This is a genomic window from Kitasatospora sp. NEAU-CNBT7 (assembly GCF_057220535.1).
The window spans coordinates 331,931-346,382 of the sequence record NZ_JBXQQB010000004.1 but is presented as its reverse complement, the minus strand read 5'-3'; the positions used below and the strand labels follow the sequence as shown (position 1 = coordinate 346,382).

General features: G+C 69.1%; 10 protein-coding genes. 3 read left to right on the top strand and 7 right to left on the bottom strand.

What is annotated here, in order from left to right; translation table 11 throughout:
• Window positions 1–34: 34 nt before the first annotated feature.
• From AC2TEW_RS08180 to AC2TEW_RS08160, 5 genes are all read right to left on the bottom strand, one after another.
• On the bottom strand, window positions 35–1,306 hold the full coding sequence (locus AC2TEW_RS08180; RefSeq protein ID WP_484622674.1) for an McrC family protein: 1,272 nt from the start codon (window positions 1,304–1,306) through the stop codon (window positions 35–37).
• A complete protein-coding gene (locus AC2TEW_RS08175) occupies window positions 1,303–3,069 on the bottom strand; it encodes a DUF4357 domain-containing protein (protein ID WP_484622673.1) in 1,767 nt (588 codons plus the stop codon). Before AC2TEW_RS08175 ends, AC2TEW_RS08180 begins: the two co-directional genes overlap by 4 nt.
• Before the next feature lie 39 nt (window positions 3,070–3,108).
• Window positions 3,109–4,872 (bottom strand): DUF6119 family protein, encoded by a 1,764-nt coding sequence (locus tag AC2TEW_RS08170; protein ID WP_484622715.1) that lies wholly within the window; start codon window positions 4,870–4,872, stop codon window positions 3,109–3,111.
• A 173-nt stretch (window positions 4,873–5,045) separates the two neighbouring features.
• The gene (locus AC2TEW_RS08165) at window positions 5,046–5,249 is read right to left on the bottom strand and encodes a DUF397 domain-containing protein (protein WP_484622672.1); all 204 of its coding nucleotides are present in this window, start codon (window positions 5,247–5,249) and stop codon (window positions 5,046–5,048) included.
• Entirely contained in the window at window positions 5,246–6,073 is an 828-nt protein-coding gene (locus AC2TEW_RS08160; protein ID WP_484622671.1) for a helix-turn-helix domain-containing protein, read from the bottom strand. The genes AC2TEW_RS08165 and AC2TEW_RS08160 overlap by 4 nt, the downstream gene beginning before the upstream one ends.
• 172 nt (window positions 6,074–6,245) lie before the next feature.
• Here AC2TEW_RS08160 and AC2TEW_RS08155 point away from each other — a divergent pair, with 172 nt between their 5' ends.
• The 3 genes from AC2TEW_RS08155 (at window position 6,246) to AC2TEW_RS08145 (ending at window position 7,237) form a co-directional block, all read left to right on the top strand.
• Complete coding sequence (locus AC2TEW_RS08155; RefSeq protein WP_484622670.1) at window positions 6,246–6,452, top strand: hypothetical protein; 207 nt, start codon at window positions 6,246–6,248, stop codon at window positions 6,450–6,452.
• A 17-nt stretch (window positions 6,453–6,469) separates the two neighbouring features.
• A complete protein-coding gene (locus AC2TEW_RS08150; RefSeq protein WP_484622669.1) occupies window positions 6,470–6,661 on the top strand; it encodes a hypothetical protein in 192 nt (63 codons plus the stop codon).
• 99 nt (window positions 6,662–6,760) lie between these two features.
• A complete protein-coding gene (locus AC2TEW_RS08145) occupies window positions 6,761–7,237 on the top strand; it encodes an NUDIX domain-containing protein (RefSeq protein WP_484622668.1) in 477 nt (158 codons plus the stop codon).
• A 58-nt stretch (window positions 7,238–7,295) separates the two neighbouring features.
• Here the strand turns inward: AC2TEW_RS08145 and AC2TEW_RS08140 are convergent, their stop codons facing one another.
• Window positions 7,296–11,468: an Eco57I restriction-modification methylase domain-containing protein gene (locus tag AC2TEW_RS08140; protein WP_484622667.1), complete on the bottom strand. Its 4,173-nt coding sequence runs from the start codon at window positions 11,466–11,468 to the stop codon at window positions 7,296–7,298.
• Window positions 11,468–14,413 carry a DEAD/DEAH box helicase gene (locus AC2TEW_RS08135; RefSeq protein WP_484622666.1) on the bottom strand — a complete coding sequence of 982 codons (2,946 nt, stop codon included), beginning with the start codon at window positions 14,411–14,413 and terminating at the stop codon, window positions 11,468–11,470. The genes AC2TEW_RS08140 and AC2TEW_RS08135 overlap by 1 nt, the downstream gene beginning before the upstream one ends.
• Between the last annotated feature and the right edge of the window lie 39 nt (window positions 14,414–14,452).

Sequence of the window (14,452 nt, the reverse complement as noted above, 5' to 3'; positions counted from 1 at the left end):
ATGTGCCGTGTGCCGGTGGCCCGGTGTGCGGCGGTCATGACCGTAGGCGGATGGGGACTTCTGCCAGCCGGGCGGCGAGGTCGCGGAAGTCCGCGAGAAGCTCATCCGGACCGCGGTTCAGATCGAGGGCGTGCTGATGGAGCCGGACGCCCCGGCCGTGCGGGCCGACGGACCCGCGCACCTCGTGGACGTGTCCGTCCGTCCGGCCCGCTGCGTACACGAGGTGCCCTTCGTCCAGTCCGAGGACGGTGCAGTAGGCGAGCATCTGGTACAGGTCGGCGCTCGGATAGCCTTCGGTCTTCTCCGTCTTGTACTTGGCGTCGACGACGCCGACCGGTGTGCGTCCGTCGGCCGCGTACACGACCAGGTCGGGGCGGATCCGGACGCGCCCGACGGTGTCCAGATGGTGCCGGTCCTGCAGGCGGGCGGTGAGTCCGTGTTCGCGGACGGCCTCGCGCAGCGCGACGGTGACGAAGTCCTCGAACAGGGTGTTCATGTCGAACAGGAAGCCGTCCAAGCGGAGTTCACCGGGCCGGTGCTCCGGCGAGGTGCCGGCCAGGAGGGCCTCGGCCAGCCGGAGAGCCGGCTGGTAGCGGGCGTTGAGGCGCGACGACTGCCATACCGGAAGCGCGTGCCCACGCACCAGCCGCCCCGCGTCGACGAGGCGCACCCGGTGGTGCGCCAAGCGCCGCCGTACCGGGCCCGGCACGCCCGGCAGCCGCAACAGCGCCTCTGCGGCGGCACGGAGGATCCGGTTCTCCGGAATGTCCGCCGTGTACGCGTCGTAGGCGATCTCCACCGGCGGAGTACGGCCGAAGTGCCGACGGATCTGCTCCGCCTCGCGGATCCTGCCGCGCACGACCAGTGCGGTCTCCTCCACCCGCCGGTAGCCCTGCAGTACGCCCTGCCGCAGCGCCGTGTCGATCTGCCGCTCCACGGCGTGCGCGAGGGCGGGCACGATGTCCTCGTACGCGCCTGCGTCCACCGTGCCGTCCCGGCCGCTCCGCCAGGCCTTCGCCGGGTCGAGGCTGAAGCCGAGGAGGAAGAACAGCCGGCGCACCGGTGTCTTGGGGGCTATCCGGACCGTGAGCGAGGACTGGGTCTCCGGCACACGCAGCCGGACCGCGCCGACCAGACTCCCGGCCCGCAGCAGCCAGTGGCCGTCGCGGCGGGGGTCCGGTACGGCGCTCTCCAGGAGACCCGAGGCGGCCAGCGCCCGTCCGGTGGCGGAGTCCAGAGGCACGGAACGCGCGCGGGAGTACTCGCCCAGGGCGATGTCGGTGCCGGGAGCGTCCTCCGCTTTCACAGCAGGGACGTCCGCAGCGCGTCGAGTCCGTAGCGGGCCTCGATGTTCTCGCCCTCGCCGTAGTGGTGCTCCTCCAGCAGCGGCAGGATCTTCGTCCGCCAGACGCGGCGCAGCCGGTCGTCGGCGTCGATCCCCGGCTTCATCAGGTAGGAGGGCCCTATGGCGAAGTCCGGGTCACCGATCCGCTCGTTGAGAGCGTCGAGCAGTCGGGCCGGCTCCGGGCCAAGCTGCTCGCGCTCCAGCCAGCGGGCGAGCAGCCCGGCGGTCGGCTCCGTCCGCGGGGAGAGTTCGACGAAGGCGAAGCGGCGGCGCATGGCGGCGTCGACGAGGGCGATGGAGCGGTCGGCGGTGTTCATGGTCCCGATGACGAAGAGGTTCGGCGGGAGGGCGAAGTCGTCGCCGGAGTAGGTGAGGCGGACGGACTTCCTGCGGTACTCGAGCAGGAAGTAGAGCTCGCCGAAGACCTTGGCGAGGTTGGCCCGGTTGATCTCGTCGATGATCAGGAAGTGGGGGACGTGCCGGTTGCCCTCGCGGGATGCGAGGTCGGCGAGCTCACGCAAGGGGCCGGCGGTGAGCCGGAAGGCGACGTCGTGGGTCTCCGGGTCCTCGACCGGCCGGAATCCCTCGAAGAAGTCCTCGTAGGCGTAGGACGGGTGGAACTGCACGAGCTTCACCTGCTCGGGCCCGCCGCCGAAGTGCTCGGCGAGCTTCATGGCCAGGTAGGTCTTGCCGGTGCCGGGCGGCCCGTAGAACACCAGTTGCCGCTCCTCCCAGAGGAGTTCGCGGGCCTCCTCCAGCCAGTCGGTGCCATCGACGAGGAGCTCGACGGCGAGGGCCTCGTCGATCGGAGGCAGCGTGAGCTCCTTCGCCTCCTCCGGCGGAAGATCCACGGTGGGCGCCGACACCGCCGCCGGGGTGCCGAGCCGGGCGAGCACGTCCGCGACCGGGGTCAGGTCGACGACGTCGTGCTGGACCGAGAGCTTCTGCTGCACCTCCTCCGGCAGGTTCTCGTAGGGAAGGCCCTCCGGCTGCCAGACGGCCTTCCGCCGCAGGTTGGACAGGCCGCCGGGGGAGTCAATCTGCTCGGCCTGACCGTCGATCTCCCCGACGTGGAGCAGGCCGTCGGCGAGGGTGACGACGGTGTCGCCCGGCCGCATCTGGGTCAGGAACGCGTGGATGTCGTCGACCAGGCCGTTCTTCTGGCTGTACGTGGCGGAGCCCTCGTACCCGTCCTCGACATAGTTGCGCAGGGCGCTCTTGGTCGGGTCCGACTCGTCGAGCGGCGGCAGGTGGGCGCCGGAGAGCGAGACGATCCCGTCGGCGAGCCAGAGCCGCCGCACCAGGTTGTGGCCGGAGACGTTGGAGCCGCGCACCAGCCACGCCTTGTGCGGCACGCGCCAGCTGCCGGGCAGGTAGTCGGAGAGCGGGTGGCCCTCGGCGGTTCGCCAGGTCTCGGGCCCGCCGGCGCTGTAGCCGAGCACGACGGTGGCGGCGGCCGACGGCGAATTGCACTCGATGTCGCGGTTCGCCACCCAGTAACCGGTGTGGTCGTCCACGAGTGACCAGTCGGACCGAAGGTCCGCGCGCAGTCGGCGGCCGTAGTCGCCCAGCTTGGGCCAGTCGGCCGCGGCCACCGAAGACCCTTCCAGCAGAAGGAACTTGGGCGATCCGTTGTTGCCGATCTCGTCGAGCAGCCGCCCTCGTGCGACCAGGTCCACGCCGGGCAGCTTGATGCGGAACTCGGGGTGGTCCGGGTGGGGCATGGCGAGCCTTTCTACGTCGGTCCGAGGGCACGGCACAGCCTACGTGTTGACGATGTCAATCGATGAAAGTCCCGCACGGGCGCGGTAGTCGATCCCCTGGACGTGCACCTCGATGCCCAGATTCTGCAGTGCGCGTGCGGTGTGCAGAAGGGAGATCTTGGAGACGGTGAACAGCGAGTCGGGGGTGAGTTCGGCGCCGGTCTTCAGGGCGATGGCGAAGACCACCCTGCGCGGCTCGAAACGCCCCTTGGGGAACTCGGGGAACCGCGTCCTGACGGCTGCGACGGTCGCCCGGTTGGCGTCGCTCTCGGCGTGCAGCGCGTCGGCCGACACGTGGCCCTGGACGAACAGGTGGCTGAGCGGGCCCGAGCTCCTCACCTGCTTCACATGAACCAGGGTGCCGTCGGGAGAGACCAGGTCGGCCGCCTCGAAGCCGCGCGGATGCAGCTTGCAGGTGATCAGCTTCCGGTCGAGACATGCCCACCCGAGCTTCTGGGCGACGAGCTCGTTGTACCCCTGTTCGTGGGCGTCCTTGAGTCCCCACGCCCGGGCCTCGGCCTCCGTCGGCCACGCGGGGAGACCGTAGCCCGGTGACGCCGTGAACAGCTTGCGCACCTCTGCGTCGACGTACTCCAGGTGGTTCGCGCCGATCTCGTACCACCTGTTCTGGTGGCGGACGAAGGTGCTGTCGCCCAGGGGGAACTCCGCCGAGATCCACTTCAGCGCGTCCGTTGCCGGACCGACGGGCAGGCCGCCGTCCACGTCGGACATCAGCTGGATGCGGACCCTCTTCAGAGCCTCCAGGCGGTCCTCGGCAGGGAGGCTGTCCAGAAGGCCCTGGAGGCTGTCGAGCGTCACCTCCTCGGCGAAGAACGGCTTCCTGCCGAAACGGGGGGAGACGCGTGCCGACTGGCACTCCGCCAGGACGTCGAGCAGCGTGGACGGGGGTGCGAGCGTGACGCGCCCCGTGTCCGCAGAGCTGTGCAGCGCCTCGGCGAGGCGCACGTCGAGGACCTTGATGCGGGGGTCGGTCCGGGCGAGATGGCGGACGTAGGAGATCCGCTCGAAGCCGGAGTCGGGCTCCCGGTCGAGCCGCGCGCCGATCGCCCGCAGGTCCTTGACCAGGTGCGGAGCGTCGAGCGCGAGGCGCACGTTCAGGGAGTCGGAGCCGAGGACGCGCGGGCGGGCCCTCCTGATCCGGGGATTCAGCTCGGCGCTGAGACCGAACTCCATGGCCCGGCCGACGACACGGGTGCAGATCTCGCCGTACTCGTCCAGGTCGAAGGTGCGGATGTGCTGCCCGCGGGCGGTGGAGCTGCGGTCGGTGTATGCGCGGAAGTCCATCCGGGTGTGCGTCAGCTCGCTGACGGTGCTCGGGTCGACCGTGCGCAGGGCGAAGTCCAGTCCGAAGGACGGCGTGATGTACGCGGACTCCAGCACGAGGTGCCCGGACCCGAAGCAGACCGCGAAGACCCGGCCGTCCACGGGCAGGAGGACGGCTGCCGCCGCGAGGTGGTTCGTGAGGTCGACGGGCTCGCTGATGAGCCGGACCAGGTCTCCCTGCCAGGGGGCTTCCTCCCCACGCCGATGACTCCGTACGACGCGACGCCGGGGATACCGGCGACGGTGACGCCCGTGACCTGGAACCCCTGCTGCTTCTCGTAGTCGGCACGGAGGGCGGTACGCAGTTCGGTGGGCGAAGAGCCGATGCCCTGGAGCAGGTAGACGGTCGTCGGCCTGGTCTCGGGGAGAGCGTCGAGGTCGAGGGGGAGGGCGAGCTGAGCGTGCACGGGAACCGCCAATCGCTGGTCGGGAGGCGAGGTGTTAACCAGAGTAGCAGTGAACCCTGTTGGCAATGTTAACAAGCTGACGGTGGCTCTGCTGTGAATTACTCAGGCCCGCCGTGTCCGTCCTTCCGGCAGCAAGAAGCCCCTGCTCGATCGAGCAGGGGCTGTACTCGGGATGTACTCGGACTGTCAGACCTCGCCGAACTCGCCGGCCTGGACTGCGGCGACGAAGGCCGCGAACGTGCCGGCCGGGAAGGCGAGGGCGGGACCCTGAGGGTCCTTGGAGTCGCGGACAGGGGCGATGCCGTCGGCGACGAGGTTCCGTGCGACCTCGATGCAGTTGCCGCCATTGCCGCTGTACGAGGACTTGAACCGCTGGGGTTCGGCGGTCACGGTAGTTCCTTCCTTAGCTGGCGGATCACAGCCACAGACTCGGCCTGGGAGAGGGCGAGGGCCTGCAGCTGATAGTAGGCCGTTAATACCGGGAGCACCGATTCGTTGTCCCGCTCCAGGTGCCCCTGCTGGGCGGACTCCGCATAGGACATCAGGGAGCGGTTGGGGAGCGTCAACACGTTCACCGGCAGGTCGAACGCCCGATCCTCGCCTATGGCGTAGGGCGCCACCTGCACGACGGTGTGCGGCAGTTCGGCGAGCGCGACCAGGTGGTCCAGCTGTCCGGCCATGACCGACGGGCCTCCGACCGGCCTGCGGATGCAGCTCTCATCCATGACTACGTGCGCCAGTGGCGGCGGTTCACGGCGCAGCTGTGCCTGCCGACTGGCGAGAACCCTCACGCGTTCGTCGGCCTGCTCCGGCGTGATGCTCCCTCGGCGTACTGCCCCCGCGGCGACGGCTGTTGCGTACTCCTTGGTCTGGAGCAGGCCGGGAATGATGCCGAGATCGAAGAGCCTGAGCTCGACGGCGCGGCGCTCATGGGCAACGTACTCCGGAAATCCCTCCAGCAACGCCGTGTACTTCACGTTGCTGGCGTGACGCTTGAACACGCCGTCGGTACCGAATGCCGTGTCAAGTTTTACTGCCAGGCGCACGGTTGGGGGGCGTCGACCGGTTTCCACGGCCGACACGTGCGTGGCCGAGTAGCCCGTTGCGCTTGCGAGATCGTCCTGAGTCCACCTCCGGGCCTCGCGTGAGCTGCGGAGGGAGGCGCCGAATGCTGCTGCGGGCGATGAATCGGGGTCCAGCTCAACCTTGTTCACGGACCAGCGTCCTTGCTCTTCGAGCAGGTCTGACACGTTGAAGACTGCTCCGACTGTACGCCACAGTGAGTCGCCCCGGGTAGCGAACCGACTACAGAAGGGAGCGGCCGTCATGTCGCGAAACAAGTCGAACCTTGCCTATCGGCCCCAAGTCGGCGCGGTCGTGCGCGACTTGGCCAAGCGAGAATCCGACGGCGGGCCGGCGGAGGGCGTCTGCATGGACTGCCTGGCCGGGCTCTACTACCTCCGCTCCGAGGGTGGTGGCTGCGAGTGGACCACCAGACCCGAGAACGTCCAGCGGCTGGACGTCCCCCGCTTCATCACCGTGCAGCACCTGAGTCGGCCGCGTTCGGCGAGATCGGCCGTAGAGGTCGCGTGAAGCCCCGACTCGCTTTCATGGCACCACTGTTGTACGGCATCGTCGTGGTGCTCAGTGCCTTCGTGGCCCTCGCGGTGGGCTGGCCGCTCCGGAGCGGGCCCGCCGGTCCGTGGCTCCTGGTCGTCGGCCTCGTCTTCGCGGCCGGAGCGATCGGCGCCCTACCGGTCTCGGCGGCCTGGCTCCGTCGCCGGGGCGGTGGCGGAGCCTGACCCTGCATTTCTCTCCGCAAGCACCTTCCGCCTGCCTGCCGTCAGCGGGTCGAAGGCCGCGCGCGGCTCATCCCTCATGGAGGTACCACGATGTTCTCGTTGCCCAGAATCCTGACCGACCCGCCGGGCCAGCGACTCGGCCACCAGGCCCTCATCCTCAACCGGGACGGAGCCGTGGTCCTGATCGGCACCACCTACAAGACTGGCCTGCTGCTTCCCGGCGGCAGCGCCGAGCCCAACGAACTCCCGCACCACGCCGCCCGGCGGCACATCGAGACCGAGACCGGTCTCGTCCTGCCGCTCGCCCGCGTCCTGGCCGTGGACTACGTGAACATGCAGCTCCTGCCCGAGGGCATGAACCTCGTCTCCTGGGGCGGCCGACTCGTGCCGACCCAGGAGGAGATCGTCAGGCGCCACCGGCCGCCGGCGGAGATCGTCGAACTCCGCTGGGTCCACCGCGCCGAGTTCGCCGATGTGATGGAGGCCGACCAGCACCGCCGGGTCGAACAGGCGCTGGGCGCCCTCGGTCGGGGCGCCCACCTGCCCATGCTCCTGCGGGGCGTCCCGGCGGCGTAGGCGCGGAACGGACCTGCCCGCCTGGCGTTGGAAGCCAGGCGGGCAGGGTCGATCGCGACTATGCGTCAGAGGCGGGGTGGCGGGGCCCCTGCCCCGGCGGCGGGTTGAGCGTGGACCGGTAGGTGCCGGACTCGCCTTCGGTGAGCGGGTTCTCCAGGGTCAGCCCGGCGGCGGCCATCCGGTCGTACTCGGCGAGGACCAGGCGCTTGGTGCGGTACTCGCCGTACTTGGCGATCTCGTTGTTTTTGAGGCCGCCCGACTCCGACTGGAACGACTCCAGGATGTAGCAGGTGTCTTTGCGAGAGATCCCGTAAAGGTGGAAGAAATACGCATCCAGCTCGGCGCGTAGCTGGGCGCGGCGGCTCTCGTCCCACTGGAACGGCTCGCCCTCGTCGCCGAGGTCCCTGGCGAGCGGAGTCATATTGTAAGCGGTGTAGGCGAGTTCGAGTACGCGGGAGAGGAGGGAAGAGAGGTGTGGTTCGAGTGTGGCGGGTGCGGGAACGGGGAGCTGCTTCCAGACGAACAGCTTCATGTGGGCATCGCTGATCTTCTGTCGGCTCACGAAGTCGAAGACCAAAGAAGACTGGGTGGAGATCAGGGCGGCGACAAGTGAGGGTGCGACGCGGGGCAGCATCAGGGGGTAGGTGTGGCCGACGGCAGCGCGCGGGAGGAATGCCGGGATGGCGGTGCGTTCGTCAGTGGTCCGGCAAATGTCGCGCCAGCCGGCTACCCAGTCGTGGTGCCAATTCAGCTCATCCAGGCGGGCGGATACACCTGGAACCTTGTGGTCTTTGCCGTTGCGTACGGTTGAGATGAGCCCTTCCTCTTGGACCCAATAGCGGGGTTGGGCTGCACCGTGAGCTTCTTGCTTAACGGTGAGCGGCAGGCGCTCCCATTCGTCGCTACCGAAACCTTGGTAGCTATTCCATCGATGGTCGAAGTGGTGGGCCATCTTGCCTTCATAAACGGGAAGCATTCTCCGCCCCTGGCGGATGAAAACGTTTCCCGTAAGTTGCCAGCCGCTGGCCTCTAGGTCTTCGCGCGCATGGAAGAGGTCCGAGTCGTCGGTCATATTGAAAAGGTTCTTGAAGGTCATGTGCCACGGGTTGCCGTCGCGACGCCCCTCATTCCACAGCACCGGCAATCGCCGGTAGATGTCGGCCGTGATGTCCGCATCGCGCTGCGTCCGGAAAACCGGAAGAGTGCCCGTGTTCGGGTTGATTCGGGCCAGGTCTGCTGGGTCCAGCGCGAAAGCCCGGTTCGGGTCTTCCAGGTCTGTGATGTCAGACAGAAAGAAGCCGACGCGGCTGGCGTCCGCGCGTGTGTCGCGTCCAGTGAGGGAGAACAGGCAGAACTTGTAGCTGGAATGTACACTCTCAAACCACTTGCCGCCCTTGGGTAGCGCGGACGACTTCGGGCGGCGGTTCTCGAAGTCGTACAGCGATGCCAGAACCCCTCGCCGGGTGAAGTCGCCAAAGAGGTACTGAGATCCCGCACCTGTCGCGATCGCCGTCGGCAGGATCAGGCCGAACTGGCCTTCGGGTGCGACGATTTTCGCCGCTCGCTCGGCGAACAGCGAGTCGGTCTGGAGCGAGTTGACACCCTTGACTGTTAGCCCCTTCGCGCACAGCGGGAATACCCCCGAGTCACCCGCGAAGTGGAACGTCCCCTTGATCGCCCGCCGCGCTTCCTGATACCGCTTCCCTGCTGCAGGATTCTCCCGCTCCCACTCGATGATGCGGGTGCGACGGGCCGTTCCCGCGATCTCCGCGATCTCGGGATTGACTACGCTGAAGTACTTCTTATCCTCGAAGTCGACCTTGTCCCACGGCGGGTTGCCCACCACGCACGAGAACCCGCCGGCCCAGCCCGTCACCGGGTCGACGGCACCCGTATCTGTCGATGTGTCGCCGCTCTCCGGGACGGTGAAGATCTCTGGGAATTCCAGATGCCAGTGGAAGAAGGTGTACTGGTTCCGCAAATGAATGATCTCGTCGTGAGTCGACTGTGGTGCCGCGCCGCCCTCAGGGTTCTCAAGACCACGGAAGATCTTGTGAGTGATGGCAGGCGGTGCATCCTCGTGCTTGACCCAGACGAACGCGGCGCACCAGGCATCTGCCAGGTGCAAGGCACGCAAGTACTCGGTTGAGGTCGACCATTCCTGGTAGGCGGCTTCCTTGCGGCGAATGTCGGAGAGGTCGGCGGCGGGGGCCGCGGTGATCCGACTCAGCCCGCGGGCGAAGGAGGAGTTGGCGACCTTCGTCTCCGTCTCGACCTCGAACAGCTCCCCCTGAAGCCCGCGTTCGAGCGTGTTCCGGTTGAGCAGAGACTTGACCCAAGCCTCGTCGTCGCCTTCGGTCTTCTTGAACGCCTTGTCCGGGATGCCGTCCCGCATCAGCGCCGGGGTCGCCCCGATCAGGCCGTTGCCGTGCCTGATGTGCGAGTCGAGGAAGCCCAAAGGCCGACCCGGCTCCAGGGCCTCCAGCCACAGCGACACCTTGGCGAGTTCGACCGCCATGGGATTGAGGTCCACGCCGTACACGCAGCGCTCGACCACCTCGTGCAGGGCATGACGTACGGCCTCGGTCGTGGGCTCGGGGTTGCGCTCGCGGACTGCAGCGACACGCTTCGCGATACGGCGGGCAGCCGCGACGAGGAAGTGACCCGAACCGCATGCGGGGTCGCAGACCGTCAGGGAGAGGAGTTCCCCGACGATCGTGTCGGCCGGGTCTGCACGGCCCTCGGCGTTCGCGCGCTGCTCCCCGCGCTTGACGGCATCGTCTATCACCGGGTTCAGCGTCGAGTCGAGCAGGGTTTCGGTGAGCGCGGTCGGCGTGTAGTAGCTTCCCGTCTTCTTACGGTCGTTGCCGATGCGGTCGACCAGTTCGAAGGTGCGGTCGGCGGCGCTGTGCTTCGGGACGAGTTCCAACAGAGCCTCGTACACCGAGCCCAGTTCCTCGGCGCCCATGTGCAGATAGTCGACTGGGCGCCATCGGGCGGAGCCCGCGTCGCGCACACGGGCCAGGTGCTTGACCGCCTCGAACAGATGGCGGTTGGCCAGTCGCGCGTCGCGCAGGGGGGCGTCGGCGGGCGTGACGTTGAACAGACCGCCGAGCCCGTTCAGGCCCAGCTCGGGGCGGCCTTCCTCGGAACCCAGTGCTTTGATCAACAGCTCCAGGACGCGGTACTGGTCGTCGTGGGCGGTGCCCAGGCGACGCAGTGCTTGGCGGCGGAGGCGACCCGAGGAGAAGTAGCGGGTGAACCGCTCGCGGGTCTGCTCGTCCACCTTGGGGTCGATCAGAGCGTCCCGGTCCTCGGCGACGAAGAGGAAGATCATGCGGTAGACGAGCCGGAGCAGCGCCGTCTGGAAGGCCTGGACATCCAGACGCTCCCGGAGCTCGTGGTTCTGCGGGTGGCTCAGGAACCCGGTGCCGAGAGCGGTGAGGGCAGCCTGGACGCCGTCACGGAAGTGGTCGAGCGCCCGGCTGCCGGACTCGATGGCGACCGTCCGCCACTTCTCGAGCCAACACCCCGAAGCCGCCGTCCCCTCCGCCACAGTGAACCGGGAATCGTGGAGGAGGCAGTACAGCAGCACGAACTCGCTGAACAGCTCGCCGTCGAACAGCGCCTCCAGGTCGAACTCGACGTACGCGGCAGTCGCAAAGGACGACGAGTCGCGCAGCAATCGCAGCTGGCGGCCGTTGGTGAGCAGGGCCCACTGGTGCGCCTCGGTCCGGTTGAGGCAGTCCTGAAGCATGGAGTGTGCCGGCATCTGCCCGGCTGCCGCCCGCTTGTCCAGTTCCTGGTTCCACGGGATCTGGTGGATCAGCGCTGGGCCGTGCCGGTGGCTGACGGGGAAGCGGTGGGCAGGGTCGGCATCGGCGGCGATGCCCTCCGGGCCTACCGCCGTCAGGGTGCCGAAGTCGAGCTTGCGGAACAGCTGCGCCAGCCAGTCCGTCCCCGCCCGCCCGGTCGGGTCGGCGGCCGGCGCACCCGTGACCGGGTCGGACGGCAGGGCCGTGCGCAGCTCGCGCCAGAGCGGCTTGAGGTACTCCCAGGCCCGCTCGGCCTCGTCCCGCACCGGTACGGAGGCGGGCAGCCCGTAGTCGGCGGGTTTGGTGCCCGGCAGGTTCCTGGCCTCGGCGATGCGCAGCAGCATGTCGGTGGGCAGCAGGCCGCCGACGGTGGTGACGGCGGTGAAGATTTGGGCGGTGCGGGTGGCTGCGGACATCAGGCGACGGCTCCAGCGGACGGGACGGCGGCGGGCGCGGGGGTGGCGGGCAGGTAGACGTACGTGCCGAGGATGTCGGCGTCCTCCTGGGGGACGACCTTCAGCCCGCGGACGATGTCGTCGCCGGCCTTGCGGACCCGCCGGTGCGAGGCGTCGAGTTCGGCGGCGAGGCGCTTGCCGTACTCCTTCAGGTGGTCCGTCAGCTCGTCCTTGCCGTCCAGGGTCCGGACGATCTGGTTGCGGGCCAGCTGCGGATCGGTGTTGTCCGAGGCCCGCGCGGCCAGCAGCGCGGCCGCGGCGGCGTCGTCGAGCCAGCGGGCCCGGGCCGGCATGCCTTCGAACGCCAGCAGTCGCGCGTCCTCGGCGACCACCTGCTTCTCCCCGGTGCGCGACGGCAGGGTGAGGTGGAAGCGGTACCGGACGAGCAGCAGCGTGGTGCGGACGGTCACCGCATCCGTGGTGAGCACGCCGCAGCGGCGGGCCGGCCGGGGGCCGGGGGTGTTGGCGTCGAGGGCGGAGTCGAGGACGTAGGAGGCGACGGCTCCGACGGCTGGGTCGGTGCGGACGAGGGCCGCCTCGCCGCGGGCGATCGCAGGGTCGGTGCGGAAGGGGATCTGGCGGTCCTCCTCGACGATGCGCCCGCCGAGGGTGGCGGCGAGCGCGTCGCGCAGCCCCGCAGGGGTGCCGCCGACCTGCGCGGTGAAGTCGCCGGTGCCGTTCTTGGGGTCGCGGACCAGCGCGTCCAGCCCGTGCAGCGCGGCGAGGGTGAAGTCACGGACTTCCTCCGCCCCACCCAGTGCGGCCCGGACGGCGGCCACCTCGCGGGCGACCTCCTCGGGGTGGATGGACCGCTGGGCGTACTTGGAGCGCGAAGTCTTCTCGCGATCGGCGGCGGAGTTCCACTCCCGTTCCGCCTGGTCGAAGGACTGCTGGGCGCTGGGCATGTCGAACAGGCTGTCCTGGACGCCCTGCCGGCCGTGGAGCAGCAGCCATTCGACGATGGCGTCGGTGACGCCGGACGCGGTCTCGTCGGGCACGGACACGGAGATGCCGAGGTCCTTCTGGATCTGTCGGTGCTTGGCGAACAGCACCTCCAGCACCTTGCCGTCGATGCCGTTGTCCTCGCCGAACATGGTGATGACACGGACCTGGTCGCGCTTCTGCCCGTAGCGGTCGACGCGGCCTTCGCGCTGGTCGTGGCGGGTCGGGTTCCAGGCCAGGTCGTAGTGGACGACGGCGTCGAAGTGGTGCTGGAGGTTGACGCCCTCGGAGAGGCAGTCGGTGGCGATCAGCACGCGGCGGGTGGCCGGGTCGTCGGCGTCCTCGGCGGCGAGTTCCTCGATGCGCTCCAGCCGCTGCTGCGGGGAGATGGTGCCGGTGACGGCGGCGACCTTGGCCTTGCGGCCGAGTGCTCCGCTCAGCTCCTCGGCGAGGTACTCGGCGGTCGGGATGTAGCGGCAGAAGACGATCGGGTGGTAGCCGTCCGCGAGGAGCGACTTGAGGTGCTTGACCAGCGCCTTCAGCTTCGCGTCGTGCTGCGTGCCCTCCAGGGCCTTCGCCCGTTCGGCCAGTTCCTTCAGGCGGGCGCCGGCGTTCTCGGTTTCGCCGGCGCCGGGGGCGACGTCCAGGCCTTCGAGGGTGTCGCTGTCCGCGGCGTCGCTGTTCAGCGGCGCGCCCAGTGCGTCCGCCTCCTGAGCGGTGCGGGCGACGGCTGAGGCCGAGCGGGTCCGCAGCGTCTGGGCGGCGGCCCGGGGGGAGGAGACCATTGAGCGCAGCAGTGCGATCACCGACCACCAGGCGATCCGCGCCTCGCGCTTGCCCTCGTCGCCGGCGGCCCGGACCCGGTCGCCCGCGTAGGCGATGGCGTCGTCGAGCAGGGCCCGGTAGCCGGGGGCGAGCTTGTACGGCTCGTCCTTGGTCCAGCGATCGGAGGGGAAGGCGGTGCGCTCGGCGAGCGAGTCGTCGGCGAGGCCGTCCTCCTTGGTGAGGTAGCTGCGGACGTCCGCGCGCTTGCGGGCGATGAAGTGCTCGGCGAGCCGGGCCCGGCCGGCCGGGTTGTCCAGGTCCAGCTCGGCCAGCTCGGGCCTTACCAGGCCGAGCAGGTTGCGGAACGCGGACTCCTTGCCGGAGTGCGGGGTCGCGGTGAGCAGCAGGAGGTGCCGCTCGGGGTCGGCGGCCACGCGCTGGAGCAGCTCGTAACGGAGCTGGTTGGCCCCGGACTTGGTGCCTGCGTGGGCGTCCTCGGCGGCGACGCAGGTGTGTGCCTCGTCGACGATGACCAGGTCGGGGCAGTGGCGGACGAAGTCCTCGCGGTGGCGGGTGGACTTGATGAAGTCCGTCGAGATGATCGTGTAGGGGTGTTTCTTGAAGAGCGACTGGCCGAGCTCCAGGTCGCGCTCGAGCCGGGAGACCGTGGAGGAGAGCACCAGTTCGGCGTCGATGCCGAACTTCTCCCGCAGCTCGCCCTGCCACTGCTCGGCCAGCGCGGGGGAGCAGAGCACGGCCAGCCGGCTCGCCTCACCCTGTACCAGCAGCTCCTTGGCGATGAGGCCGGCCTCGATGGTCTTGCCGATGCCGACGTCGTCCGAGACCAGCAGCCGTACGGTGCGCTGGCGCAGCGCCATGAGCAGCGGCACCAGCTGGTAGGCGCGGGGCTCGACCGCGATGGAGGCGAGCGAGCGGAACGGCCCGGCGCCCGCGCGGAAGCCGATGCGCAGCGCGGTGCGCAGCAGCCCGGCGGCGTACTGGTCGCCCAGGTCGTCCGGGCCAGGGTCGGCGAACACTGCCTGCTCGACAGCCTCGAAGGCCGGGAAGACGGCGGCGATGTCGTCGTCGCCGCCGCCCAGCGGGCGCAGTACGAGCAGATCGGCGGCGCTTTCGGGCAGCACCACCCATTCCCGGCCGCGGGCGGTCACCAGCGAGCCGGCCGTGTACGTGGGGCTCATGAAGTGTCTCGGTTCCTTAGGTGTCTTCGACCAGTGGCT

What these genes read in the sequence shown, in the direction of transcription:
- AC2TEW_RS08140 (WP_484622667.1), bottom strand. Translation starts at nt 11,468, where the DNA reads ATGTCCGCAGCCACCCGCACCGCCCAAATCTTCACCGCCGTCACCACC.
- AC2TEW_RS08135 (WP_484622666.1), bottom strand. Translation starts at nt 14,413, where the DNA reads ATGAGCCCCACGTACACGGCCGGCTCGCTGGTGACCGCCCGCGGCCGG.
- AC2TEW_RS08175 (WP_484622673.1), bottom strand. Translation starts at nt 3,069, where the DNA reads ATGCCCCACCCGGACCACCCCGAGTTCCGCATCAAGCTGCCCGGCGTG.
- AC2TEW_RS08150 (WP_484622669.1), top strand. Translation starts at nt 6,470, where the DNA reads ATGGCACCACTGTTGTACGGCATCGTCGTGGTGCTCAGTGCCTTCGTG.